The following is a 25,948-nucleotide window of genomic DNA, read 5'->3' as shown; positions in this document are numbered from 1 at the left end:
CGCCCGCCGGTCATTGTGGGGTCGACCAGCCGCATGGCAGCGAGGACGTACCCGTCGCCGCTTTTCCTAGGTATACACTGTCAACATACGGCGGTCCAGAGGCCCCTGTCGCCCGGCGCGGTGGCTCCGGTCCAACCTCGGGTGCTTTCGTCCCCCGTGAGTGATCTCTCGCGAGTGATAGAGCACATCTCGCCAGCAGATCCCACTTCTTCGAGACATGCCGGGCAGTAAGCGGGTAGAAGTAATACAACGCGCAACTGGTCGAGTCGCCGGCTGCGGCAGCAGATGGGAGCGCCATGGAGACCGCCGGCACAGTGCAGAAGCGGACGTTCGATGTTGGCGGGTTGCAGCTTGCCGCCGACGTCTACGCCGCTGAGAGCCCGCACGGCGTTGCGCTGATGCTGCACGGTGGCGGCCAAACCCGTCATTCGTGGGGCGCTGCTGCTCGCCGGCTGGCCGCCGCAGGGTGGACTGCGATCACGTTGGATTCCAGAGGCCACGGAGACAGCGGCTGGGCCGAGGACGGCGACTACACCCAAGACGCGATGATCGGCGATCTAGAAGGGGTGCTGGCGACCCTCGACGAGCCACCCGTTCTGGTCGGCGCCTCAATGGGTGGACTCACTTCACTACTGGGTGTCGGTGAGGGTCGGCTGAGGGCTAGGGCGCTGGTGCTGGTCGATATTGCGCCCCGCATCGAACCGGAAGGCGCGGGACGGATCATCGACTTCATGCGTGCTGCTCCAGACGGCTTCGCCACTCTGGAGGAGGTTGCCGATGCGATCGGCGCCTACAACCCCCATCGCAAGCGCCCTAACAGCCTCGAGGGACTTAAGAAGAATGTGCGTCAGGGCACGGACGGTCGGTGGCGGTGGCACTGGGATCCGGCCTTCCTGACGAATGGCGATGAGCCGCAGCGTGGCGTCAACCAGCCCCGGCTACAGCAAGCGGCAGCTGCCGTACGCATACCGACGCTTCTGGTTCGGGGCAAGCAGTCAGACGTGGTGAGTGTTGAGGGCGCGGAGGAGCTCGTAAGACTCATTCCGGGATCGCGCTATGTCGACGTCAGTGGAGCAGGTCACATGGTCGCCGGCGATGACAATGACATTTTTAGTCGCGAGGTGCTGTTGTTGTTGAGCGAGCTCGATGACGTGCACGATAAGGAAGTGCACCCTAAGGATGTCGATCAACAACGGTAAAATTTCGCAAGACGTACGGATACTGTCAGTCGCACCAATTGAAAGCGGGTAAGGGCTTTGCCACGGTGGAACAGCGCTACCGATAGCGCACCAGCGAAGAGCAGAGCTACGTCTGCTACGCCCCAACCCCGCGCGCTCGATGTCGAAGAAATCGTCGAGGCCGGCCTTAGGTTGGGCACCTCGCAAGGCTTTGAGTCCCTGAGTATGCGACCTCTCGCGCGCGAGCTAGGCGTTTCTGCGATGGCTATCTACCACCATGTCGGGAACAAGAACGATCTGCTGGCGCTTCTGGTCGACGCCGTGCTGTCCCGTATCGAGATACCTGCAGCGGACAGCGGCAGCTGGCAAGATCGACTGCGTTCGCTGAACGGTCGCAGCAGCGTGGTGGTGGCGTCCTATCCGGGCATCGACACCGTCATATTCGGGATGAGGCCGACCGAGGAGGGTTGGCGTTTGATCAATGCTTACATCGAGATCCTGCTTGATGCCGGGTTCAACGAGCGTGATGCCGCTCTCGGGTTCAGTGTCATACATTCACACGGTCTCGGCCGCTCCGGTATGGAACGTGGCCTGAGCCGGGCCCGCCACGAGCGTGAAATGCCGCCCCAGAACTGGCCGGCCCTGGCCCGACTGCAACCCTACTGGGCAGATCTTCACAAGCCGGACTACCGCGATTTCGCGATGGACGCCGTCATTGCTGGTCTCGAATCGGTGCTGGAGTCGGCCGAATACCACTCGGGTGACAAAGACAAAACTAAATCGGCTGACAGCGCAGCGCTGACGAAAGCTTGCCGTAATGGCCCGCAGAAGGCCGCTCGTCCAACCAGGGTCGGACGAGGAACGTCATGAAAATCGGCATCGTTTCCGACGTCCATTGCCAGCACGAGATTCTTGCCGAGACCGTGGCGGCGATGGATCGCGAAGGCGTGGACGAAATCCTGCTGGCGGGCGACGCGCACTACGAGTACCGATTCAGCAATGAAGTGGTAGAGCTGACGCGGGAGCACAAGATGCGGTACGTGCTCGGCAATCACGAGATGATGCTGATGGGCCCGCGAGGCGAGCGAGCCGCCACCGCGCCGCATGTTCGGCAGGCTAACGCCGATTTCGTTCGCGAGACACCAGATCGGATTCGTACCCAGGTCGGCGGCAAGATACTGACCATGGTCCACGCGAGCCCCTGGCAGCCGTTCGACCAGTACTTGTATCGCGGAAATCCGCAGTTCGAACGCTGTGACGAGCTCGACACCGACTACCTCATCTTGGGGCACACCCATGTACCGATGTCTGAACGCTTCGGTCGCACCTTGGTGATCAATCCCGGTTCGTTGGCGTTCTCCCGCGACGAAGGCGCATTTGATCTGATCACCTACGCGATACTCGATACGACTACCGACGAAGTACGTCTGATCCGTGAACCTAAGACCAAGCCGCTTCCGACCTGAATCATGACAACGCCAGGCAAACAACGTCAGACAAACAACGTCAGGCAAAACAAAGGGCCGGCGGGACGGTGAGCAACACCGTCCCGCCGACCCGATTCGTCAGATATTGAACCGCTGCGCGGCGTCGATACGGATCACTTCGCCGTTCAGGTAGTCATTCTCTGCGATGTGCAAAGCAAGTCGCGCGTATTCGTCGGCGTGGCCCATCCGCTTCGGGTTCGGCACGCCTGGGCCCCACTTGGCCTGGGCTTCCTCTTCGGCCATCCGGTACGCAGGGGTGAAGAAGGTCCCGGGAGCTATGCACATAACGCGTACGCCGATTGGCGCCAGGTCGCGCGCTGCGGTCAGGTTGAGACCGATGACGCCACCCTTGGCCGCGGAGTAATCGCTCTGGCCAACTTGTCCTTCGTAGCCGGCGATACTTGCCGTGGTGATGACGACGCCGCGCTGATTGGACTCGAGCGGCTCGTTCTTGGACATAGCGGCGGCGGCCTTGCTCAGCACGTGGTACGTCCCGACAAGGAAAATCTCCACCGTGCGACGGAAGGTCTCGACAGGGTAAGGAGTTCCATCGCGGCCCACGATGCGCTTGCCGGCGGCAGGGCCACCGTGAACGATCACGGTCGTTCGAAGTGGGCCGAGCGAGACCGCGCCGGCGATGGCCGCGTCGACGGACTCTTCGGAGGTGATGTCGGTTGACAGAAACTCAGCCTTGTCGCCGAGCTCGGCTGCAAGAGCCTTGCCCTTGTCGTCCGCGAGGTCGGCAATGAGAACGCGGGCACCGGCCGCAGCCAAGCGCCGGGTGGTTGCTTCGCCGAAGCCGCCCGCTCCGCCGATGACGAGAGCTGACGATCCTTCTAGCTGCATGAATCCTCCTGATGATGTGGTTGTCGCGTGGGTGCCTAGAGATCCCGCTGGTCTTCGGCGCTCAGCCGAGCTCAGGACTCACGCCGTGCGCGCCTGCGATCTACGCGGGTGCGAAAACCAACAATTCCCAATGTGGGTTGAGTATTACATTGTTGCCTTGGCGGTACTAGCGGCCAGGGGCGCCATTTGCAGTGACAAGAGTTACCACTCGACGCCACCGCCGACTACGGCTGGCCGGGCTTCAGCGCGACGAATAGTCCCTCGGCGTCGGCAAGCAAGGTGCGGCCCTCCTGCAAAGTCCCGGCGATGAACAGCTTTCGGCCCTCGTGACGGGTCACCGTTATCGCAACATGAAGGTCAACGTCGATCGGCGTGATGGCTCGATAGTTCACGTGCAGGTACGCCGTGCGCGCGCGTGGTCGCCCACCGAGCCCGGACAACCGACCCATCATCTGGTCGAATAGCAGCGGAATCGCGCCGCCGTGAACCGCGCCGTTACCGCCGAGGTAATAACGACCGAAGCGGACCGTGCCGCTAGCGCGACTTGGCTCGCTCAGGTCATAGGCGACAGGTGGCACGAGCGCCTGACCGCCGCCATAGGCATCGGACCGTTTGCCGGCGATCTGCCGAGCCTCCGCTACCTCGAACTGCCGTAACGACGCCGTGGCGTCCTTGATGAGTCCGGCTGCGGCGATCGAAGCTTGGGCCGGAGGCCTGGCCGCGACCAGTGCGTCGTGCATATCTCGCACGGCTGCGACCAGCTCGAGATATGCCGCTTCTGATTCGGGGTCGACCAGGTCAGCGCTTGGTTGCACCCAGGTGGTAGCGACATCAGCGGTCGAAGAGACAACCGGGCCCAGATCGGTTATCGCCGATCACCCCTATTGCTCGACACGGGTGAGGTCGTCTCCTTATCGGATATCACAACCATGTTCAGCGAGTGGCGAGCTTAGCCAGCTCACGCTCGGTCAGCTCCCGAGTGTGCTCGCGAGCCATCTCGAGTCCACTTTCTCGATCCGGAGCGGTGACGTCCCACTGGCCACAGGTGCAGTGACAGAGGTAGGTCCCGTTCTCACCGATCGGCAGAATCGACTGAGCGTCGCAGTAGCCGACTTTGGTGAAGTGCTCCTGAAAGAACTCCTGAGGTGACTCGCTGAAGATGCTTTCTTCGTCTGACATGGTTGTGATACCGGGCCTTTCTCCAGGTCTGCGAGTTGGCGCTTGGCCGCGTCGCAGACCTGATCAGCTCTTAGTCGTAGGTGTAGAAACCACGCTTGGTTTTGCGACCCAGCCAGCCCATGCGGACGTACTGCTTGAGCAGCGGCGGCGGCCAGTACTTCGGGTCGCGGTATTCCTCATACATCCGGGCGGCCATGTCATGAACGATGTCCAAGCCGATCAGGTCGCTGAGCGCGAACGGGCCCATCGGATGGTTGAAACCCAGCTTGATCGTGTCGTCGATGTCCTCTTTCTCGGCAACGCCCCGCTCGTAGGCACGGATCGCGTCGAGGAGAAATGGAACGACAAGCAGGTTCCCAACGAAACCCGGTCCGTCTTTGATCACGACCGGACTCTTGCCGAGCGACTTGGCGAAGTCGACGGCGGACTGGATCACTTCGGGGCTCGTCGAGGGCGTCTTGATGACTTCGACGAGTGCCATCAGCGGAACCGGGTTGAAGAAGTGCAGGCCGATCACCCGCTCGGGCGTGCTTGTCTCAGCGGCCATGATGACCAGTGGAATGGTGGAGGTGTTCGACGCCAGGACGGCGGTAGGCGACGCCAAGCGCTCGAAGTCGCGGAACAGCTCCTTCTTCAGGTCAACGTCTTCGAAGGCGGCGTCCACGACGAGGTCGGCTCCGGCAATGTCGGCTCGATCGGTCGAAAGGGTCAGCAAGGTGCGCGCGTGCTCAGCTTGCTCTGCCGTCAACTTGCCGCGCTTTACGAATTTGTCCATGCCATCGAAGATTCGCTGCCGGGCGGCTTCGCCTGCCGCGGCGTCGCGTTCGATGCCCACGACCGGTAGACCGTGCTGGATGGCCGTTTGAGCGATGCCAGCGCCCATGGTCCCTAATCCGACGATGGCGAGACTCTTGAACTCCATAGAATGCCTTCCTGCTTCCTTTGGGCGGTAGCACCCGGCGGGCTGATCCGCTGGGCGCACATAGCGTATTGAGTTCGAACGACCCACCGCACGCGGGGACTAACTGGCGAGCTGGCTGACACGCTTAGCTAACTTTACACCGTACGGTAGGTTCAGCTGGTCGAGATGTCAGAAAATTCCCGGTGTTCGCCGTTGCATGTTGGACATCCCTCGTAAACTTGCGTGGTGACTACGGCCGGCAGAGGACGACCTCGCCACTACGACTTGGCGACCGAGTTGCAGATGCTGCTGGACGCTGCGGTGTCGGTTATGAAGCGCAACGACTTTCACGACGCAACCCTCAACGACATCTTAGACGAAGCGGGCCTGTCCACACGCGCTTTCTACCGCCATTTCACCTCCAAGAGCGAGCTGATCATGGCGATTCACCGTCGTGACGCCGAGCGTGCCACGGTCCGCATCCGAAACCGAATGGCGGCGGCCGATACGCCTTGGGAAGCCGTCCGGGTCTGGGTCGAGGAGATGCTCAGTACCGTCTTCGATTCCCGCCGAGCCCAGCGCCTTGCCATGCTCGATGCCGCGATCGCCTCTTCTGATCGTGTGGTCGCTGACCATGACTATTTCGTCCAGATCATGAGTGCGCCCTTGCTCGAAGCACTCGAACAGGGCCTTGCGGACGGAAGCCTTCCGGCGACCGACCCGGCGGCCGACGCGGTCACGATCTACGCGATCTGCACCGAGACCATTCGGCGCTGCCGGGACGGCCGATTCGGGTTCTCACGAGAAGAAGCTGTCGAGCACGTCATGCGATTCTGTCGCGCGGCCGCCCTGTCCGTGGCACCGTCAGCGACCCCGCGCGCGGTTCATCGCCTCAGGAGCTGACGGCATCCGCCCAGATCAGCCCCGTCGGCATACCTTCGTGGCCTCTTGCAATCCCGCAACGCTCCGAATCCCGATTCAGATAAACGCCGCAGCCGGGATGAACCGACGTATCGTTGAGCGTTAGCAAGGTGTGCAGCCTTTAACAGCACACGGCGCCGCAGCACTGTAAGGCTTTGGCGCCGTCCTCAAACTCTGAGAGGTCAACGTGTCAGACGCCATCATCGTGAGTGCCGCACGAACCGCGGTGGGTACCGCCCGCAAAGGAACGCTCGCCAATACCAGTGGTGAGGAACTGGCCACCCTCATCCTGCATGAGACGGTGCGCCGTTCAGGTCTGGATCCAACGCGCTTCGACGACGTGATCTTCGCCGAATCAGGCTACGGTGGCGGTGATCTGGCTCGGTACGCCGCTGTCGTGAACGGCATGCTCAGCGTCCCCGGGCAGGCCGTCAACCGGCACTGCGCGGGCAGCCTGACCGCGATCGGGAATGCCTCTGCCGGCATCCGTGCCGGAATGGAGCAGGCTGTCATCGCAGGCGGCGTCCAGGCGAGCTCCGCCTCGCCACAGATGCGCAGCCGCGTTCTCGGTACGACCGATCAGTTCATCGAGAATTGGATGCCCCCCACACATCCTGACTCGGCCGAGGCGCCGAACCGGGACATGTCGATCTCGGTCGGCTGGAACACCGCGAAAGCGGCCGGAATCACCCGCGAAGAGATGGATCATTGGGCTTGGCGCTCGCACATGCGTGCCATCGCAGCCATTGACGCGGGCAAGTTCGTGGACGAGATCGTACCGATCAAGGTTCAGGACGCCAGCGGTGCAATTGTCGAGTTCGCCGTTGACGAGCACCCCCGTCGCGACAGCACGTTGGAGAAGCTCGCGTCGTTGAAGGTCCTGCACCCCGAGATCCCGGGTTTCTCCATCACGGCAGGCAACGCCAGCGGCGTCAACGATGCCGCTGCCGCAGTCGCGATAACGAGCTCCGAGCTCGCCGCGGCCGAAGGGCTGAACTCGATGGCCAAGGTGCTGGCCTGGTCGGCCGCCGGCATAGACCCGGCACTTATGGGTCTTGGCGCCCTTCGCGCCATCACCAAGGTGCTCGAGCGTGGCGGCAAGTCGGTCCAAGACATCGCGTTGTGGGAGATCAACGAGGCGTTTGCGTCCGTTCCCGTCGCTGCCTGTAAGGAATTCGGCCTGGACGAGGAGCTGGTGAACTTCAGCGGCAGTGGTTGCAGCATCGGTCATCCGGTCGCTGCCTCAGGTGCCCGGATGATCAACACGCTGATCTATGAACTGCAACGACGCGGTGGCGGCCTCGGCGTAGCGGCGATGTGCGCTGGCGGCGGCCAGGGTGGCGCGGTCCTCATCGAGGTCTGAGAGACAGACTTCGGTCTAGGGCCAATACGCAAAGATCCCGGTCAGACCTAGCAAGGTCTGACCGGGATCTTTGATGTGGCAGCTATTCCGGCGGGGCAGGGAGCCCCTCGACCACCATGCGCACCAAATTACGGCGGAGTACTTTTCCGGTCTGGGTGGTAGGCAATTCGTCGAGGAAAATTATCTCATCGGGCGTCTTGGCGCTACGCAGCTTGGCGCGCACCCACTCTCTGAGGGTGCCTGCATCGAGCTCGAAACCAGGTACGGGTACGACGAATGCGGCGATCCGCTGGCCCCACTCCTCGTCAGGGATCCCCACGATGGCGCAGTCGGCAACCCATTCGTGTGCGGACAGGACGTCTTCGATTTCCGAGGGTGCGATGTTCTCGCCACCCCGGATGATGGTGTCATCTGAGCGTCCCTGCACGAAAATGAAGCCACCCTCATCGATCCAGCCTCGGTCCCGGGTCGGGAACCAGCCATTGGCGTCGATACGGCTGCCCGCCTCGAGGTATTCCCCAGCAACCTGCGGCCCTCGAACCATGATGTCGCCGACTTCTCCGGGCGGAGCACTGTTGCCGTCGAGGTCGTGGACCTCGATCTCGACACTGGGCAGCGCCCTTCCGACTGAGCCGAGCCTGGCCTTGATTGCCGGGTCGGTACTTGCGACCGAGTCGCGGTGGTCGTCGGGCCCGAGCACCGCGATCGAGGATGCGGTCTCGGTCAGGCCGTAGGCGTTGACGAAACCCGTGTTCGGGAACAACCTGAGGGCCTCGCTCAAGACATTGGGCGAGATCTTCGCGCCGCCGTAGGACATCGCGCGCAGACTTGGCGGACCCTCCTGACCGGTGCGCTTCAATTCATCCACAATGCGCACGAGCATCGTCGGCACGACCATCGCATTGGTGATGCCTTGGTCCTGAACCGTTGCGATCCAATCGGCAGCCGTGAACTGGTCCAGATAGAAGATCCGTCGACCCGCGTACAGATTTGAGAGCAGGTTTGCGACGGCCGCGATGTGGTAGGGCGGCACGCTGACGATCGTGGCGTCCGTCTCTTCCGCGGACATGAATTCCACCGAGCCGAGGATGTACGACGTCAGGTGCGTGTGGCGCAGCACAGCGCTCTTCGGAGCGGCCGTCGTACCGCTGGTCATCAGCAGCACCGCGATCGAGTCCGGGTCGAAGTCGATGAATACCGGTTCGGCCACAGTCTGGTTTGCGTGGCCGATGAAATCGACATCGGTGACCGCGTTACGGTCCCCGGCGCGGTCGGGACTGTCGGTGATGATCAGAGGGTTGGACTGCCGAGAAAGTATTTCTTCCAGCTGCTCATTGCTGAGGCGGTAGTTCAACGGAAGGAATGGCAGCCCCGCATACGCCGCCGCAAAGAGTGCCACGGGGAACACCGGGCCATTACCACCGAGGAATACGACGGTGTCGACTTCCTGAGCGGTGATGAACGCACTCGCCGCCACCGCCTGGTCCTTCAGCTGGGCCGCGGTAAGACCGGTTTTGGCATCACCGATCAGCACCCGGTCAGGCATCCCTTCGGACACCATGTCCAAAAGCATGGTCAGATTCATCTGGTGGCCCGCTTATCAGTCGGAGGCAGGCAGCGGCTTGGCGGACTTCTGACCCAGCTCGCGACCTTCGAAACTCAATGGACCGAGACCTGATTTGGTGCACAGAATCTCGATGCCGGATTCGTCGTCGCTGTAGCGCTTGCCCAGCTCTACGCTCGGACCCTCCGTCACCTGACTTGTACCCTCCGGAGCAGCGGTGAGGGCCATCTCCACACCGGCGCACAGCAGGACCGCATCCGAATCCGAACCCTTGACAACGATGACCTCGCACGACGAATTCTGTGCGCGCAGCCGGCTACCGACCTTCAATCCCACGATGACTCCTTCGATATCTACAGCTTCTTGTGATCTGACGGGTTTTGTAAGCAATTTGTGGCTGAATACTGCTGTCCAGTTTGCCGACTTTGGCTACGGAGAATCTCTTGTATTCGACTTACGATTGCGGCTTGCGAACGACAGGACTGGACTACGGAAAGCGGCGCACAGAACGATCAACCGGCATCACCCGGGTCTACCCTTAGAGCGGGGGCTATCGTACATCGTAAGTGGCGCGGTGCCGTCAACCAGCGGCACCCCAATATCCGGTAAGCCAGCATCCGGTAAGCCACTATTCGGTAAGCCACCATCCGGCGATCCAGCAGCTCGCTCGGCATAAGCCCAGACGTCGTGTTGAGCCGGGTCATAGGGCGTGTCGGTGCTGAACCAGGAATCGACACCGGATTCGGCCGTCGAGTCCGGGGAGAGCACGCCGCCTTTGTCGACGACGCAACCTTCATTGGCCAGGTACACCAGGTGAGCGAGCGTCTCGCCCACAGCCGACCACCGCAGACCGCCGGTCGTTTCTGCCCAGCTTCGCGACCAGGTGAGTCGCTCGGCGATGGCCCAGGTGGTTGCGCCGGGCATCGCCTCGACTGCCGCCTGAATCTCTTCGAAACGGTGGTGATGGTGCTCGATCAGCTGATGAGCCCGTGACCACAGTCCGCTGAAGCGATATTCATGTGCCGGAAGCACCTCGCTCGGTTCCCAGTGCGAGATCGCCTTCAAGGAGGCCAGGTACTGCCGCAGGGGATCGCCCTCGGCGCGGGCATGCAATGAGATATTCGGGCTGATTCGGGGCAACACATGGTCGCCGGTGAGCATCAGATCGCGAGACCGGTCGAAGAAACAGAGGTGTCCGGGCGTGTGGCCCGGTGTCCAGATTGCCTGGACGCCTATGGATTCACCCAATGGAAAGGCGCCATCCTCGATCAGCACATCGGGTTGGGCCAGCGGCGGCAGCTCCGGGCGTTGCGTCCGGAGCGCATCGAACTGACGGACCTCGGCTTCAGGGGCACCCCGCCGGACTGACCAGGCCTGCATCATTTCCGACCAGGGCGCAGCGGGCGGCGCCTCGACCGCATCGCGTTGCAGGGTCGCAGCTTCTGCCGGGTGCATCCCGATCCAGGCGCCGCTGGCCTCCCGCACCCGCCCCGCTAGGCCGTGGTGATCGTGATGGGCGTGCGAGATGAGCACGGCACGCACGTCTTCGATGCCGAAACCGATGCCGGCTAACCCGCTCACCAATGCCTGCCAGGCCGTATCAGTCGGCCAACCCGCATCGACGATCGCCAGGCCGGTGGGCAATTCCATCGCGTAGACAAGGACGTATCGCAGCGGACTGTCGGGTATCGGCACCGGTATCGACCAAAGACCGGGACGTACAAGCTCGACAGGCGGAGCGATTCTCGCTTGCCAGGCTTGGTGTTGCGCGTGTCCGGTGATGCGGAGTTCGGGGGAATTCATCAAGACCGATTCGATCAAAATCCGCTGGCGATCAGAGTCCGATTCCGATGAGCTTGGTGTCGAGGTACTCGTCGATGCCTTGCGGGCCGCCTTCGCGCCCGAGTCCGGAGTGTTTGGTACCACCGAACGGCGCCGCCGCGCTGGTGGGGTTGATGTCGTTGATGCCGATAATGCCGAAGTTCAGCTGTTCGGCCGTCCGCAACGCCCGGCTGAGGTTGTTTGTGTAGACGTAAGCGGCCAGGCCGTACGTGGTGTCGTTGGCCAGCTTCACCGCATCGTCATCGTCGTCGAACGGAATGACCGCAGCGATCGGGCCGAACGTCTCCTCGTAGTAGATGTCCATGTCAGGCGTGACGTTGGTGATGACGGTGGGTGCATAGAACTGGCCACCGGCGTAATCGCCTTCGCTCAGTTGCTCGCCGCCAGTCAGAACCTTTGCGCCCTTGTCGGTGGCGTCGGTCACCTGCCGGTGCATCTTGGCCATGGCGTGTTCGTCGATCAAGGGTCCGACGCTGCTCTTGGGATCGAGCCCGTTGCCAAGACTGAGATTGTTGACGCGGCTGACCATGGTCGCCGTGAAATCGTCAACCAGTGAGCGATGGACGTAGATGCGGTTGGGGCAGATGCAGGCCTGACCGGTGTTCAAGAACTTGACGAGAGTCGCGCCCTTGGCCGCGTGTACCGGGTCGGCGTCGGAGAAGACGATGAACGGGGCGTGACCGCCGAGCTCGAGAGATACCCGCTTTACGCTGGCGGCCGCCTTGGTGTTGAGCAGCGTGCCCGTTTCGGTAGAGCCGGTGAAGGTGAGCTTGCGCACCGCCGGGTGTTCCAGAATGACATCGACCACCGGTTCGGGCGTGCTGGTGGGAACCAGATTGGCAACGCCGGCCGGTAGGCCGAGCTCGTGGAACAGATCGATGACGGCCGCGGCGCACAGCGGGGTCTGCTCAGCCGGTTTGAGCACGATGGTGCAACCGGCGGCCAGCGCGGGCGCGAGTTTGCGGGTGATCATCGAAACGGGGTAGTTCCAGGGGGTGACCGCGGCGACGACGCCAAGCGGCGCGCGAGCCACGATGAAGCGTTGATCAGCCTTGTTCGACGGGATCGTCGTGCCGTAAATGCGCTTGGCTTCCTCGGCGTACCAGAGCAGGAAGTCCGCCGCATACCGAACCTCGTTACGAGCCATCTTCAGTGGCTTGCCTTGCTCGCGGGTCATGAGCTGGGCGAAGTCCTCCGCGCGTTCGGTCATGAGGCGGTAGGCGTCGGAGAGGTAGGCGGCCCGCTCGTAGGCGGTGGTTTGAGACCAGGTGAGGAAAGCGGTGGCGGCTGCCTCGACGGCCTGAGCGGCATCCGCCGGAGCCGCGTCCGAAACTCGTCCGAGGAGACTGCCGTCGGCGGGATTTCGGACTTCGAAGCTGGCCGCGCTGGCTGCTGGTACCCAGGCACCGTTGATGTAGAGCGAGGCGGGCGCGCCGTTGAGACCGTTGTCGATCATGCACTCTCCGAGAAGTCACAAGGCGTCGCGGGCACCGCTTCGCCGCTGGGCTGCACGTAACGGCAGCAGTTAGATTGATATTTCTACAACCAACTTAGTATTTTTCCAACAGCCCCGCTATGCCTTGTGGGCAGAATCCGTCTGTGCGGCCGTCCATTTGTGTGCCGACCGGAGGGCCTAACCGGGCGGCCGTCGTGCTCAATCTCACGAGCGTTGACCCTCGCCAGACCGCCCGCTATTCTCCTGACGGATCGAGATCTATCAAACCGTCGAATCTTGGCGGCTCTTGTGAGGCATAGTTGTCGTTAGCAACGGCTGCGGTGATCGTCGATCCGGCCACCTAGTTGTCGAATGGCACCACAGGTCATCGAATGGCACCACAGCTATCTGCTACCAGAGAAGAGAACTTCGTGGACGTCAAGCAGCGCTCGGGGCGATGCGTCATAAAGGCATGCGTGGCAGCGGCTTGCGCGGCAGCGGCATGCGCGCCCAACGTTAACGCCGAGCCTGTTTTCGGCCATGACTGCTGAGCTCGGAACCGGCAGCCCCGTGTCTGACCTGAACCTGATCGAGGAGTGGGACACCGACCTCAGTTCGGCTGACCCTCTCGGATTCCCCGGATATCAACCGCCGAAGCCGGACGACGAGTCCGTACGCACCGGCGTCGCCAAACTCGGCGACACTCAGATCGCGGTGATCGAGTGCCGATTCGACCGGCACGGCGGCACCATGGGCGCGGTGACCGGCGAGCGAATCGTCCGAGCCTTCGGCCGAGCGGCTGACCAGCGGCTACCGCTGGCTGCGGTTGTGGCCAGCGGCGGTGCGCGGCTGCAGGAAGGCATGGTCTCGCTCATCCAGATGGCTCGCACGACGACCGCGGTCAGCGAGTTTGCGCGAGCCGGTCTGCTGTGGGCTGCCGTCTACACGCCGCACACCACCGGTGGCGTCTACTCCTCCTGGGCTTCACTGGCCGACATCCGGGGCGCGCAGCCGGGTTCCACGATCGGCTTCGGGGGCCCTCGGGTGGTCGCCGAAGTGACCGGCAGTTTCCCGCCCGCCGACTCCCACACGGCCGAATCCGCTTATACCCATGGCTTGGTGGATGCGCTCGTCACTCCCGAGCAGCAGCTCGGTTGGTTCGCTGCGGCGCTGACACCGGGAGCCGCCGAACCGCTTGCCCTGCCAGGCGGACGGCCGCGCCGGCCCGGTCCGGCCATCGCCTCCACCAACGCGTGGGAGGTCCTGCAAACTGTGCGGTCCCAATTCCGCCCGTCCGGGTTGGAGTGGGCGGCCTGGCTGACCGACGGCTGGGTCGAACTGCGCGGCAGCGACCCGACGATCCGTGCGGGTCTCAGCACGATCGGCGGCCTGCGGGTCATGGTCGTGGCGATGGATCGTCACGCGTACGGTGACGCGGCGGCGCGGCAGAGCCCAGCGGCGTTCAGGTTGGCCCAGCGCGCTATCCGGCTGGCTAGTCGGCTTTCCATTCCGGTACTGACGCTCATCGACACACCTGGTGCCGAGCCGGGACCTGCCGCTGAAGCTGACGGCATCGCGGGCGAAATTGCCCGTACTCTGCTGAGCATGGCCGAGCTCGAAGCTCCCTCCGTCGCCCTGTGCGTCGGCGAGGGCGGTAGCGGTGGCGCAATGGCGTTGGCCCACGCGGACCGCTTCATGCTTCTGAGTGGATCGGTGTTCTCAGTGATCGGTCCGCAGGCGGGTGCGGCTATTCTCTACCGCGATTCGGGCCGTGCCGCCGAGCTTGCAGAAGCCTTGCGCATCCTGCCGATCGACCTTGTGAACCTGCGCGTCGCGGATTCGATCATCGACGAGGACCACACGGACGCCATTCGCCAAGTTCGCGAAGCCGTGGTGGCCGCCCTCACCACGGCCGAAATCGGCTATCGAAACACCCGAGCGTCTGCGGCGACCCGCCGTGCGCTTAACACCCCCTGATCGGAGGATCCAATGGCAAAGGCCGTCTTGATCGCCTACTCGAGCCCCACCAGCCCGGAAGAAGAGCCTGCGTTCCACGACTGGTATGAAAACACTCACATCGGCCAAGTCCGCGCTGCCGTTCCCTCGATCACGGATGTGACCCGCTACCGCGTCGTCGATCCGACCGGCGCGAGCCAGGACGTCCGATTCGTCGCCATTTACGAGATGGACAGTAGCGATGTCGCGGCTGATGCTGCGGCTTTGGGGGCGGCAGGCAAGGGCGGCAAGCTGGATCCCACGAACACCATGGACGTTACGTCCAACCCGCCCGCGCTCGTTTGGGCTCAAGGGCTGTAGCTCTGTACCTGTCCTGTGATCTCTCGTTGCACCGCTCTGTCCCTAGGGTGCGGTACAACTAGAGGTCACATCGTCATGCCCCGACCCCTGGAGTTTTCATGCAGTACGTCGCGATCGTTGTGGCTCTCGGCATCACCGCCGTTGCCATAGCTCTGGTCGCGCGGGCGATCCGGAGTTTCATTCGAGTGCTCAAGCTGGGCCAGCCCAGCGCGACTCGGCAGAACAACTACCCCGCGCGAACCCGCACCATGCTCACTGAGTCACTCGGTCACACCCGGATGCTCAAGTGGTCGCATATCGGCGTGGCGCACTGGTTCGTCTTCACCGGGTTCGGCTTCCTTTTCCTGACGTTGGTCACCGCCTTCGGGCAGTTGTTCGATGCGACGTTCGCGCTACCGTGGATCGGCCACTGGATCGTCTTCGACGTCCTTACCGAGCTGCTTTCGGCCTTGACCTTTCTCGGAATCCTCTTCCTGATCATCGTCCGGCAGAAGAATCATCCGCGGCGTCTCGGGCGTAAGTCGCGGTTCATGGGTTCGACGTTCTGGCAGGCCTACTTCGTCGAGGCGGTCATCCTGGGCGTATCGATCTGCATCACGTTGCTTCGCGGCCTCGAGGGCGCCGAAGACCGAGTGTCCAGCTACTCGGCGCACTACCTCGTGACGTACCCGTTGGTTGCCGCCTTCCGCGGTGCGTCGGAATCGACCCTGCATAACTGGATCTACGCGATCGCGGCGATCAAGATCGTGATCTCGTTCACTTGGGTCATCGTCATCGCCTCGAACCTGACGATGGGGGTTGCGTGGCACCGGTTCGCCGCCTTCCCCAACATCTTCTTCAAGCGCAACCCGGGCGTGACCACCTTGACCCGCAAGGCTGCCGAGGGCAGCAGCGCTACCAGCCTGGGCCCGCTGCAACCGATGTACAGCCGCGGCGCGCTGGTGAATTTCGAAGACCCGGGCGAGGACGATCTGTTCGGCGTCGGCCAGGTCGAGCATTTCACCTGGAAGGGCCTGCTCGATTTCACCACCTGCACCGAATGCGGACGCTGCCAGTCTCAGTGCCCTGCTTGGAACACCGGAAAGCCCCTTTCTCCCAAGCTCGTCATCATGGATCTGCGCCAGCATCTCTACAACAAGGCGCCGTATCTGCTCGCCGGGGGAGAGACGGCCGATGAGACGGCGTTGGCGGCAGTTGGCGACGACGCCCGTAAGGAGGCCGAGCGCTCGCTGGTCGGAGTCGCGGAGTTCAACGAGGGCGGTCACTCGATCTCGGGTGGTGTTATCGACCCCGATGTTCTCTGGTCGTGTACGACGTGCGGCGCCTGCGTCGAGCAATGCCCTGTTGACATCGAACATGTCGATCACATCGTTGACATGCGGCGTTATCAGGTCCTGATCGAATCCCAGTTCCCGTCCGAGCTCAACGGCCTGTTCCGAAACCTTGAAGGTCCGGGCAACCCGTGGGGTATGGCGCAATCCGGCCGGATGGACTGGGCGAAGGGCCTTGATTTCGAGGTGCCCGTGGTCGGCGTCCAGGCTGAGAACCTTGCCGAGTTCGACTACCTGTTCTGGGTCGGTTGTGCCGGTGCGTTCGAGGATCGGGCCAAGAAGACGACCCAAGCTGTCGCCGAGCTACTGCATCACGCCGGTGTGAGTTTCGCCGTTCTGGGCGAAGGCGAAACGTGTACGGGCGACTCCGCCCGCCGCTCGGGTAACGAGTTCGTGTTCCAGATGCTCGCCCAGCAGAACGTCGAGGTCCTCAACGAGGCCGGCGCGAAGCGGATCGTTGTCACCTGCCCGCACTGCTTCAACACCTTGAGCCGCGAATATCCACAGCTGGGCGGCGAGTACGAGGTCGTGCATCACACCCAGTTGCTGAATCGCCTGGTGCGCGACAAGCGACTGGTGCCGGTCGAGCGCATCGAGCAGAAGATCACCTATCACGACCCGTGTTATCTCGGTCGCCACAACCAGGTGTACGAACCGCCCCGTGAGCTGATCGAGTCCGTGCCAGGGATGACGCTCACCGAGGCGCCACGCTCGAAGGAACGATCGTTCTGCTGCGGGGCCGGCGGTGCCCGTATGTGGATGGAAGAGAAGATCGGTACCCGGATCAACGCCAACCGTGCCGAGGAATTGGTCGCGACGAAGGCCGAAACCGTTGCCGTGGCCTGCCCGTTCTGCCGCGTGATGGTTACCGACGGTGTCAATGCCATCGATCCTGACAATGTCGAAGTCCGCGACGTGGCTCAACTGCTCCTGCGATCCGTCAAGGGCAGTTAGGTCGCTCAACCTGAATCGGAGCGTGCGCTAGATGACGTTCGAGCCACCCGACAGCTTGCTGTACGAGGCGCGCAACGGAGTTTGCTACATCACGTTGAATCGTCCGCAGGCGATGAACGCGCTCAACCTCGAGCTGCAACGTGCCGTGCCGCGCGCCTTCCAGGAGTTCGACAGCGACGACTCCCTGTATGTCGCGATCCTCAGCGGTGCGGGTGGGCGGGCATTCTCCGCCGGTGCCGATCTCAAGGAGATGACCGAGTTCGTCGGCACGGACGACGATCCGCGCCGAACGGGAGCCCGCACGGACGGGCCGTCGGTGATGTCACTGGACCAATGCAGCAAACCCGTCATCGCAGCAGTTGACGGCTACGCTTTTGCGGGCGGCTGCGAGCTCACGTTGATGTGCGATATTCGGTTGGCCACCAAGAAGTCCTCGTTTGCCATCCCGGAGGTCAAACGTAGTTTGATCGCAGGTCCCGGCACCACCCACCTGCCGAGGATGATTCCGATTGGCGAAGCGCTGCGGATGACACTCACCGGCGAGCCGATAACCGCGGAGCGGGCCTATCAGATCGGCCTCGTCCAGGGCTTGGCTGAAGATCGCGAGGACCTGTTCAGGCAGGCGGACGAGATGGCGGCGGTCATCGCGGCCAACCCGCCACTCGCCGTCGCGGATGTCAAACACGTAGTTCGGGTGGGCGCAAACATGCCGCTGGAACATGCGATGCTGTTCCGGGAAAAGTACTTCGACATGATCCTGCAGACCGAAGACGCCAAGGAAGGCGCCGCGGCGTTCGCCGAGAAGCGGCCACCAATATGGAAGCGTCGCTGATCAGTCGACCCGCATCAACGCTTCCTGCACGACGGTGGCCAAGTGCAGGCCGCCTTCGGAGTGAATGGTGATGGAGACCAAGCCGCGCGAGCCGGCGGCGGTGAGCGGTCGCATGTCGATCAGGATCCATTCCCCAGCCGGCATCGGGCGATGCCACCACAGGCTGTGATTGAGACTGAAGAACAGGCCTGGCGTGGTGAACGACGCCCCGACGATGACTCTGGCGCCGATGGTGGCACCGAAATCTGACATGTAGGCCACGATGCACGGCAACAGCTGCTCGTCCGCGATCGGCTCGGTGAGCCGCACCCACAACATTCGGCTCGTATCGTGCGGGCTGCCGGTTTTGAAAGCCGCGACGTCGACCTCGCGCACCTCGAAGGGGGCTGTGATGACCGCACCTTCCAAAACCGGATTCCGCTTGAAATCACTCTCCGGGCTCGGGGCATCCGAGCGAATCGGCATGTTGACGTCCTGACCGGCCTCCGGCCGGTGAAAGGAGAAATTCGCCGAGCAGCGAAGCTTCCCGTCCTGAACCACGGTCACGGTACGGCTTGAGAACGACCCACCGTCGGCAGTGCGCTGCACGATGAGTTCGGCCGGTCTAGTCGAATCGCCTGCTTTGATGAAGATGTTCTGCATCGCGTGCGGCACACGATCGGAGTCCACCGTGAGCATGGCAGCGCGAGTCGTCAGGGCGAGCAGCGCGCCGCCGAAGAAGCGCGGGTTGCCCGACAACGGTTCGGGTAACCGCGCCCGGAAATGATCCGCAGAGAGGGCTTCGAGATCGAGAAGTTCCTTGAAAATCTTGGCTACCTGCTTCGCTCGTGATGACGTGTCGGTGACCTTGCAACGCGGTGATCTTGCAACGCGGTGATCTTGCAACGCGGTGATCTTGCAACGCGGTGATCTTGCAACGCGGTGATCTTGCAACGGTGCCGGGCCTACCGCCAGAGCAGCGGTAGGCCCGGACTACGGAACTGCGATCTAGACGAACGGATCGTTCGGAATCGAGGCCGTCGAGAAGAAGTACGGTGCTCCGAAAGTGTCTTCCGGATTTGCCGCGACCACTTGATCGCTCAATCGGGTCGTCCTGATGTTCTTTTTTGCCAACCAGTTCTCAACCGAATCCAGGTCGTTGACCTGGAATGTCAGGCTGTAGATGAAGTTGCCCCACTTGGCGACATGCTCGCCCAGCGGTGTCGTCGGATCGAGCGGCTCGATCAGCCTGAGCAGACAGTCGCCCATCTGCACAATCTGGTAGCGGCCCTTTTCGGCGTCGTCGATGCCCTCGTCGATCTTGACGGCCTCGAAGAGGTCGACGTAGCGATCCACCGCGGCGGCCAGGTCCTTGACGCCCAGACTCTGGTACGCGAGGCGCTTGATGCCGAGCGGATGGCTGAGCTCCCAGAACTTGACCTGCGAACTCCAGGTGTCGAGCAACCTGGGGTCGTTGCGCATTTCCGTTTTGCAGAGTTCCACCATGAGGCCATTGGTGTCGCGCGGGCTCGGATAGAAGTAGACCGTCTCAGGGTCCATCTCCTCGATCTTGCCGCCGCCGGGTGCGCCGATGTAGACACCCTTTTTGATCAGTTCAGTACCGAGACCAACGAGATCGTCCACTTTGTAGCCGACTGAATGCAGGTGCTGACCGAATTTGGTGTAGAACTTGCCGACCGGCTTGAGCGGGTCTGCCGGCATGTTGGGTGCCATCGTTTCGATGCACAGGTCACTGACGATGATCAGGCCCGCCCAACGATCTTCCGGCGGCAGGTAGTTGGGTTCGTCGATACCCATGTACATGAGTCCGCCGAAAACCTCTTCGTAGAACTTGTTGAGCGCCGGTACATCGTCGGTCATATGCACCGTGTGGATCATCGATCCCAAGCCGTAAGGCGAGGTCTTCAGTTGCTGGCGTCTCATGCTGTACTCCTTTTTATCGGGGTTGTGCGATGCGTTATGCGGCGAGTGCGGTCGCGATGCGCTCGCGGTGGTAGCGGTCGTCACCGAGATCCAATTCCCAGTGTCGGCACCGTCGGGTGAACAGTTGCACGTCGAAATCGAGCATGAAGGCGATGCCGGCATGCACGGCGTGGGCCCGCTCGGGAGCCAACCGCGCGGTGCGGTTGGCCTGCGCCTTAGCCTGCGAAACCGCTTTGCCGGCAGGCAATCCGGCATCGAGCAGTCCGGCGGCATACCGCGCGTACAACGAGGTCAGGTGGCTGTTGATGGCGATGTCCGAGCAAAGGTATTGAACTGCTTGGTATTGACCGATCGGCTTTCCGAATTGTGACCGCTGAGTCGAGTATTCGACCGCATACTCCAGCAGTCGCTCGGCCGCTCCCTGAATTTGCGCGGCCCGCAGCACAGTGGCTCGCTCCAGCGCCGGGTTCAGCAATTCCCAGCCGCGGTTCAGCGGCCCGATGACGGCTTCGGCTGGCACGGTGACCGCATCGAAGCGCACCGCGTAAAGGGGAACGCTGGCTACGTTCGTCAGACTCGTCAGGGCCAGCCCGGGGGAGTCGGTCCGAACAACGACCAGCGATACCCCCGAGGCCTCGTCCGTGGCCTGAGCTGTGCGCACCGCCACGATCAGGTGCGTTGCCGAGTTGGCATAGGCCACCAACAGCTTGTCACCGGTGAGGCTCAGCGCGCCGGGTTCGCCGGCATTCCCGTCGGCGGTGGCAGCGGGAATGGCGGCCAACGTCACCGCCTCGGGGCCGAATGATCCATCCGCCTCGACGATCGCAGGCGTGATGAGGGCGTCCGCCGCCCAGACCTGCTCCAGCAGATCGCGCGCGAACGGCGTGCCAGCAGCATGTAGGGCGCCGCCTGCGATGACCGAAGATTCCAGGTGCGGTACGGGTGCGAGTGAACGCCCCATCTCCTGGTAAAGCACCGTCAGGTCCAGCGCGCTGCCGCCCGCGCCACCGTCGGACTCGGGGTAGCCGAGCCGGAGCCAGTCGAGTGAGGCCATCTCTTGCCACACCTCCGGCGCAAAGCCGACCTCGGACTGCTCGAGCTCTCGAATCGTGCTGATCGGGAAGCGCGCTTGGAAGAAGCTTCGGGCCATCTTGGCCAGCTCGAGTTGATCCTCATCGAGATTGGTATCCATTTGGCTGACTCCTATCGGGGCAGGCCGAGGCCGCGAGTGGCTAGAACCATTCGCTTGACCTGCGACGTGCCGCCTGCGTGATTACGGAAGGAGTGGCGGAACCATGCTTCGGGGCCGCCGTTCGGGTCGTCGCCCATCGGCGTCCACTTCGAGCCGATGGCAAGTTGTCCCAGCGGTCCGACAATCAGGTTCGTCAATTCCGCGAAACGCGGCATGGCCTCCTTCTGCACGACGGTGCCTATCGATCCGGCGTATACCGGCGGACGTCCGGACTGCAGGTTGGACAGTGATTCGAAGGTGAGTAGCCGCTCGGACTGGACCAGCAGATCCATCTCGGCCAGCTGATCCCGAACTATCGGGTCGTCGATCAGCAGGCGTCCACCGCGCTTGGTCACTTTGCAGTATTCGACAACTTTGTCCAGTCTGCGTTGGGCATCCATGTACGCGGCTCCGATGTTGCCACCGTAGAAACCGCCCATGATCAGATCCCAACCGCGGCCTTCGCGACCGATCAGGTTTTCATGCGGTACGCGCGCGTTGTCAATGTAGGTGTGGTTCTGCCGTCCACCTCCGAGGTTGTGCAACGGGCCGAAGGAGACACCTGGCTGGTCGAGGGGAAAACAGAAGATCGAGATTCCGCGGTGTCGGGGCGCGTCCGGATCGGTACGAACGGCCAGGTACAAGACGTCGGCGTGACTACCCCACGTTGTAAAGGTCTTCTGGCCGTTGATTACCCACTCGTCTCCGTCGCGGACGGCCCGTGTCGACAAAGACGCGAGGTCCGAGCCTGCCGCCGGCTCGGTGTAGCCCTCCGCCCAGCGGACTTCGGTTCGGGCGATGGGCGGCAGGAATTTCTCTTTTTGCTCGTGAGTGCCGCCGTAGAGCAGTGCACCGGCGGCCAGACCCCAGCCGATGGAGTTCATGATCGGTGCTTCGCGGTAGGTCATCTCCTCGGAGAAGATCAGCTGGTCGATGGCAGGTCGGCCCTGGCCGCCGTACTCCTTGGGCCAGGTCAGTCCAATCCAGCCTTTGCTCGAGACCTTGCGCGTGAACGACTCGGCGAACTCCCAGAAGTCCTCGGCTTCGTTGAACTCCGTCGACTTCTCCCATTTCGTCGGAAGTTCAGCATCAAGGAAGTCGCGCACTTCCTCGCGCCAATCGAGTTGTGCTGTGGTGAGCGTGACGTCCATGGCTGACTCCTAGTAGCCGAAAGCGGGGTCAACGGCATTCAGCAGCGGTTCACCGTTGGCATAGCGGGAAAGGTTGTCGATGAAGATGTCCAGCAACCGAGGCAGATAGCCGTCCATCGAGGTCGCCGTGTGCGGGGACAGATACACGTTCTCGAGTCCCCAGAACTCGTGTTCGGGCGGGAGCGGTTCCTGCGTTGTCACGTCCAGCACGGCTGCTCTGAGCCGACCTTCATGCAGCGCACGGATCAATGCCGGTTCGTCGATGAGCGCGCCGCGCGCGACATTCACCAATACGGCGTTGGGCTTCATGCTTGCCAGCTGCCGCTCGCCGATCATCCCGTCAGTGCTGCGAGTACCCGGTGCGCAGAGCACAACGACGTCGGCGCGGGGGAGTAGTTCCAACAACGCTGAGGGTGGGTGAACCTCGTCGACGAGACGATCGCCCGCCGACAGCTCTGGGCGGCGTCGCACCGCCAGCAGCTTCATGCCGAAGGCTCGGGCCAAGCGCGCAGTGTCCGAGCCGATCGCACCGAGGCCGATGAGCAACATGGTCTTGCCGGCGAGTTCCTCGCCTCGGATGTTCGACCAGTCGCGCTCGCGCTGGCGCTCGTCAAGGTCGCGCAGCCGACGGTTGACTTGGAGCAGGCGCGCGATGACGAACTCAGCAATTGCCGCCGAGCCGACGCCCGCCGCGCTGGTCAGCGTCACTCCGGACAAACACGTCAGTAGCTGCCCGATACCGGCACCGTAGGCCTGCACCCACTGCAGTTGAGGTGCGAGATCAGGTGTGCTCAGCGGAAGATCGAGCGCGAGTACGACCTCAGCCTCGGCTAGCGCGGTGCGCGTCCGGTCATCCAGCGGAGATTCACTCGCCCGGATGACCGACTCCGGCGCGCCCGCGGCCTTTATGTTGCGGGCGGCGGCGGTGTCGAGGTAACGCCCGCTCCGGACTTGCACCGGCCGGTCGGCAATCGTCGCCGGCAGCGATTCAGGCGGGAATTTGAAAGGAAACAGCGTAGCAATCGTCAAGGGCTTGTCTTGGCCCTTGACCGACTGCGAACCCCGCTGTTTCGACAAGGAAAGCGCTCGATCAGGGATTCAGGGTGACGGTGGCGGTTCCCGGCGCGAGTTTCTTGCCTTCGTCGCTTTCGGTCCATACCTCGAGGTCGATGACCTTGGCGCCGGCTTCCTCTCTGATCCCGGAGATGACGCCGTGTGCTGTGACCGTCATGTTCTTGGTGTTAGGGGCCCGGAACTGAACGCCCAGTTTCGAGATCTGGCCATCGTTGCCTAGCCAGCCACGCAACATGTTGTGCAGATATGACCATTGGAGATTGCCCATGCCGAACGCCGTGGGATACCCGGCGGCGCGGCCGGCCTCATCGTCCATGTGGATAGGCACAAACTCGTCATTGACCGCTGCGTATCGGTTCCAGTTGTGAAACGCTGTGGTGCGCTGGAAAGTCGGCAGAGTGTCGCCGACCTCAGCCGTGCGGGCGTTCTCTGTCTGTGTCATCAAGTGCCCTTCGATTCGATTCGGTCGGCTAGTAGCGGATCAGCGTGCCGCGGGTGCGCTTGACGACCTCGTCCTTCTGATTTGTCCAGGCGTCCTCGGTCACCGTGAACAGCATCAGGCCGAGTCGTCCTTCGGCTTCGCGATAGTCGGCCAACCGGCTGACCGAGGTGATCACGTCGCCGGGACGCATCGGTACGCCGTACTCGACCTCGAGCCCGCCGTTGAGCATGAATTTGAGCCCAGGGCCAGGGATGCCGAGCACCTTCTCGCTGCGGTCCGGGTCGTTGCCGGTGACTTCGACCTTGGCCTTGCGCTCTTCGGCTGCCAGCCACGCGAACGGATTGAACTCCTGCGGGGCCACGATTCCGCCGTACTGGCTCTTCTCGGCGGCTACCGGGTCGATGTATTCCTCCGGTGGCGCCTCCGGGTAGTAAACGGCGATCGCCCAGCGCCGGATGTCTGACTCAGAGATCGGGTACGAGACCCGACGCCCAACTTCAGTGCCAATGGCGTTGCGCATTGCTTCAGAAATGTTGCTTTCAGGCATGAACTACCGGCCTCTCGAGGGGCGGTTGAAGGCATACGTCGGCTCCCGACGAAACCTTTTCGTCATCTATAGAAGTATCGAAGTGGGAACAGTACGTCAAGCCGCCGCCCGCCCACATACTGACTGACATCTCACATCGATGAGCCCGCGCGCGCGGGGTTGGATCGGCCCGCTTCATTGCGCTTGCCGGGCAGATAGACCTTGCGGCCGGGAAAGTCCATCTGCGGCAGTCCGAGGACGTGCTGGGCGATGATGTTGCGGAACACCTCGACGGTGCCGCCGTAGGTCGCGGTGCCCTGAGCGAAGCGGTGGGCGTGGTCGATACTGCCCGATCCGGTGGCGCCGTCGGCACCCGGATTCAGTAGCGCCGACGGCCCGACGAGATCGATCAGTTCGGCCGAACCACGTACCAATGCCTCAGACCCCAGCACCCGTCCCATCGGGCCGGGCGTGCTGATTCCCGCTTCGACCTCGGTCGCGACTTTGCCCAGTCGTAGCCGAACGGAACTGTCCTGAGCGGCCAGGCTTCCGTCTGGACGCTTCGCAGTGGTTGCCCATTCGGCTGCCGAATCGAGAGCGAGCTCGAGATGGCGCAGAAAGCTTCGCCCGATCGAGATGTCGTCCAGACCGGACGTTTCCTCGCCGATGCTGTGCTCGGCATCCAGAGGTCCGTGCAGCACCGCCCAGCCTGCGTTCACGCCGCCCATCCGGTAGCGGTCAGAGATTCGGACGTCGCCGTAGTACACGACGTTCGTACGCTCGTCGCCGAACGTATGAATACCTTGGATCTCGACGCCCGGGGTGGAGAGATCGACCAGAAACATGGTCAGTCCCTTGTGCTTGGGCAGATCTGGATCGGTGCGTGTGATCAAGAAGGTGTACTGCGTCTGGTGAGCGCCGGTGGTGAAGATCTTCGATCCGTTCAGCACCCATTCGTCGCCGTCCTGGACGGCGCGAAGCTTGGAGTTCGCGATATCGGAACCGCCGTCAGGATCGGTGTAGCCGAGGCAGAACCGCACGTGACCCGAGGCAACCTGCGGACGAAGCTCGGCCATCAGCTCCGGATCGAGGTATTTCTCGACGGCGCTCCACACCAGGCGGGTCGTGCCGATTGGAATGTCCACGTAGCGCGAGCGGGCCATCTCCAGCTCCAGGATCCGCACACAGACGGCGTCCAGACCCGCGCCACCGTGTTCGACCGGCCACGCCGGCATGAGCCAGCCCCTGGCTCCGAGCGCGAGGTGCACGCTCTCGGTGAAGCCGTCTCCGCTGCGATGGGATTCGGCCCGGATCTCGTCTGTGACGTACTCCTCGAAGAACGCACGCGCCTCCTTCGCGAACTGTTGCTGCTCCGCGGTGAGTTCCAAGCGGCTGAAGTCCACGTCGATCGCCTCTTTCGAGTAGGAGTCCCCAGTGTGGACCCCGATGGTT

25 protein-coding genes are annotated in these 25,948 nt (G+C 62.7%); 9 read left to right on the top strand and 16 right to left on the bottom strand.

The genetic code is table 11. From position 1 onward, the window contains the following. The first annotated feature begins 296 nt into the window (after positions 1–296). From ACSMXN_RS14860 to ACSMXN_RS14850, 3 genes are read left to right on the top strand one after another with little or no spacing between them, the layout of a single operon-like run. Positions 297–1,199: an alpha/beta fold hydrolase gene (locus ACSMXN_RS14860; protein WP_022913009.1), complete on the top strand. Its 903-nt coding sequence runs from the start codon at positions 297–299 to the stop codon at positions 1,197–1,199. A 57-nt stretch (positions 1,200–1,256) separates the two neighbouring features. Then, positions 1,257–2,048 carry a TetR family transcriptional regulator gene (locus ACSMXN_RS14855; protein WP_455407597.1) on the top strand — a complete coding sequence of 264 codons (792 nt, stop codon included), beginning with the start codon at positions 1,257–1,259 and terminating at the stop codon, positions 2,046–2,048. Beyond that, positions 2,045–2,644, top strand: coding sequence for a YfcE family phosphodiesterase (locus tag ACSMXN_RS14850; RefSeq protein WP_022913011.1), 600 nt, complete (start codon positions 2,045–2,047; stop codon positions 2,642–2,644). The genes ACSMXN_RS14855 and ACSMXN_RS14850 overlap by 4 nt, the downstream gene beginning before the upstream one ends. Before the next feature lie 99 nt (positions 2,645–2,743). On the opposite strand, the gene ACSMXN_RS14845 is transcribed toward ACSMXN_RS14850, so the two are convergent. The 4 genes from ACSMXN_RS14845 to ACSMXN_RS14830 all read right to left on the bottom strand — a co-directional run bounded on the left by ACSMXN_RS14845 (position 2,744) and on the right by ACSMXN_RS14830 (position 5,612). After that, on the bottom strand, positions 2,744–3,511 hold the full coding sequence (locus ACSMXN_RS14845; protein WP_022913012.1) for an SDR family NAD(P)-dependent oxidoreductase: 768 nt from the start codon (positions 3,509–3,511) through the stop codon (positions 2,744–2,746). A 224-nt stretch (positions 3,512–3,735) separates the two neighbouring features. Further along, entirely contained in the window at positions 3,736–4,326 is a 591-nt protein-coding gene (locus tag ACSMXN_RS14840) for a PaaI family thioesterase (protein ID WP_022913013.1), read from the bottom strand. Between the two features lie 118 nt (positions 4,327–4,444). Continuing rightward, positions 4,445–4,690, bottom strand: a complete 246-nt coding sequence (locus ACSMXN_RS14835) for a hypothetical protein (RefSeq protein ID WP_022913014.1) — start codon at positions 4,688–4,690, stop codon at positions 4,445–4,447. Between the two features lie 70 nt (positions 4,691–4,760). Further along, positions 4,761–5,612, bottom strand: a complete 852-nt coding sequence (locus ACSMXN_RS14830) for a 3-hydroxyacyl-CoA dehydrogenase family protein (RefSeq protein ID WP_022913015.1) — start codon at positions 5,610–5,612, stop codon at positions 4,761–4,763. Positions 5,613–5,837: 225 nt separating this feature from the next. On the opposite strand from ACSMXN_RS14830, the gene ACSMXN_RS14825 reads away from it, so the two are divergent. Both ACSMXN_RS14825 and ACSMXN_RS14820 read left to right on the top strand, forming a co-directional pair. Continuing rightward, positions 5,838–6,494 (top strand): TetR/AcrR family transcriptional regulator, encoded by a 657-nt coding sequence (locus ACSMXN_RS14825; RefSeq protein ID WP_155958334.1) that lies wholly within the window; start codon positions 5,838–5,840, stop codon positions 6,492–6,494. 205 nt (positions 6,495–6,699) lie between these two features. Then, positions 6,700–7,875: a thiolase family protein gene (locus ACSMXN_RS14820; protein WP_022913017.1), complete on the top strand. Its 1,176-nt coding sequence runs from the start codon at positions 6,700–6,702 to the stop codon at positions 7,873–7,875. Between the two features lie 82 nt (positions 7,876–7,957). On the opposite strand, the gene ACSMXN_RS14815 is transcribed toward ACSMXN_RS14820, so the two are convergent. The 4 genes from ACSMXN_RS14815 to ACSMXN_RS14800 form a co-directional block, all read right to left on the bottom strand. Further along, on the bottom strand, positions 7,958–9,460 hold the full coding sequence (locus ACSMXN_RS14815; RefSeq protein ID WP_022913018.1) for a class I adenylate-forming enzyme family protein: 1,503 nt from the start codon (positions 9,458–9,460) through the stop codon (positions 7,958–7,960). A 15-nt stretch (positions 9,461–9,475) separates the two neighbouring features. Next, positions 9,476–9,775: a hypothetical protein gene (locus ACSMXN_RS14810; protein ID WP_022913019.1), complete on the bottom strand. Its 300-nt coding sequence runs from the start codon at positions 9,773–9,775 to the stop codon at positions 9,476–9,478. Positions 9,776–9,961: 186 nt separating this feature from the next. Beyond that, complete coding sequence (locus ACSMXN_RS14805) at positions 9,962–11,242, bottom strand: MBL fold metallo-hydrolase (protein WP_022913020.1); 1,281 nt, start codon at positions 11,240–11,242, stop codon at positions 9,962–9,964. Positions 11,243–11,273: 31 nt separating this feature from the next. Next, positions 11,274–12,737 carry an NAD-dependent succinate-semialdehyde dehydrogenase gene (locus ACSMXN_RS14800; protein ID WP_022913021.1) on the bottom strand — a complete coding sequence of 488 codons (1,464 nt, stop codon included), beginning with the start codon at positions 12,735–12,737 and terminating at the stop codon, positions 11,274–11,276. 519 nt (positions 12,738–13,256) lie between these two features. Between ACSMXN_RS14800 and ACSMXN_RS14795 the strand changes: the two genes are divergently transcribed. The 4 genes from ACSMXN_RS14795 (at position 13,257) to ACSMXN_RS14780 (ending at position 18,149) form a co-directional block, all read left to right on the top strand. Continuing rightward, positions 13,257–14,693: a carboxyl transferase domain-containing protein gene (locus tag ACSMXN_RS14795; RefSeq protein WP_022913023.1), complete on the top strand. Its 1,437-nt coding sequence runs from the start codon at positions 13,257–13,259 to the stop codon at positions 14,691–14,693. A 12-nt stretch (positions 14,694–14,705) separates the two neighbouring features. Beyond that, on the top strand, positions 14,706–15,032 hold the full coding sequence (locus ACSMXN_RS14790) for a hypothetical protein (RefSeq protein ID WP_022913024.1): 327 nt from the start codon (positions 14,706–14,708) through the stop codon (positions 15,030–15,032). Positions 15,033–15,130: 98 nt separating this feature from the next. Beyond that, on the top strand, positions 15,131–17,317 hold the full coding sequence (locus ACSMXN_RS14785) for a heterodisulfide reductase-related iron-sulfur binding cluster (RefSeq protein WP_455407596.1): 2,187 nt from the start codon (positions 15,131–15,133) through the stop codon (positions 17,315–17,317). Between the two features lie 31 nt (positions 17,318–17,348). Next, a complete protein-coding gene (locus ACSMXN_RS14780; RefSeq protein WP_022912240.1) occupies positions 17,349–18,149 on the top strand; it encodes an enoyl-CoA hydratase-related protein in 801 nt (266 codons plus the stop codon). On the opposite strand, the gene ACSMXN_RS14775 is transcribed toward ACSMXN_RS14780, so the two are convergent. From ACSMXN_RS14775 to ACSMXN_RS14740, 8 genes are all read right to left on the bottom strand, one after another. Next, positions 18,150–19,034, bottom strand: a complete 885-nt coding sequence (locus tag ACSMXN_RS14775; RefSeq protein WP_196811161.1) for an acyl-CoA thioesterase domain-containing protein — start codon at positions 19,032–19,034, stop codon at positions 18,150–18,152. It abuts the gene before it with no gap. A gap of 102 nt (positions 19,035–19,136) precedes the next feature. Continuing rightward, on the bottom strand, positions 19,137–20,072 hold the full coding sequence (locus ACSMXN_RS14770) for a VOC family protein (RefSeq protein WP_196811160.1): 936 nt from the start codon (positions 20,070–20,072) through the stop codon (positions 19,137–19,139). 34 nt (positions 20,073–20,106) lie between these two features. Continuing rightward, positions 20,107–21,264, bottom strand: coding sequence for an acyl-CoA dehydrogenase family protein (locus tag ACSMXN_RS14765; RefSeq protein ID WP_022912237.1), 1,158 nt, complete (start codon positions 21,262–21,264; stop codon positions 20,107–20,109). An 11-nt stretch (positions 21,265–21,275) separates the two neighbouring features. After that, positions 21,276–22,454 carry an acyl-CoA dehydrogenase family protein gene (locus tag ACSMXN_RS14760; protein WP_022912236.1) on the bottom strand — a complete coding sequence of 393 codons (1,179 nt, stop codon included), beginning with the start codon at positions 22,452–22,454 and terminating at the stop codon, positions 21,276–21,278. A 9-nt stretch (positions 22,455–22,463) separates the two neighbouring features. Continuing rightward, a complete protein-coding gene (locus ACSMXN_RS14755; RefSeq protein WP_022912235.1) occupies positions 22,464–23,531 on the bottom strand; it encodes a D-2-hydroxyacid dehydrogenase in 1,068 nt (355 codons plus the stop codon). 13 nt (positions 23,532–23,544) lie between these two features. Next, positions 23,545–23,970, bottom strand: a complete 426-nt coding sequence (locus ACSMXN_RS14750) for a MaoC/PaaZ C-terminal domain-containing protein (RefSeq protein WP_022912234.1) — start codon at positions 23,968–23,970, stop codon at positions 23,545–23,547. A 28-nt stretch (positions 23,971–23,998) separates the two neighbouring features. Next, positions 23,999–24,517, bottom strand: coding sequence for an FAS1-like dehydratase domain-containing protein (locus tag ACSMXN_RS14745; RefSeq protein WP_022912233.1), 519 nt, complete (start codon positions 24,515–24,517; stop codon positions 23,999–24,001). A gap of 131 nt (positions 24,518–24,648) precedes the next feature. Then, positions 24,649–25,899: an acyl-CoA dehydrogenase family protein gene (locus tag ACSMXN_RS14740; RefSeq protein WP_022912232.1), complete on the bottom strand. Its 1,251-nt coding sequence runs from the start codon at positions 25,897–25,899 to the stop codon at positions 24,649–24,651. Positions 25,900–25,948 lie beyond the last annotated feature (49 nt).

It is taken from the genome of Parajatrophihabitans canadensis, assembly GCF_053764775.1.
This window is presented reverse-complemented; position numbering and strand designations above follow the sequence as displayed.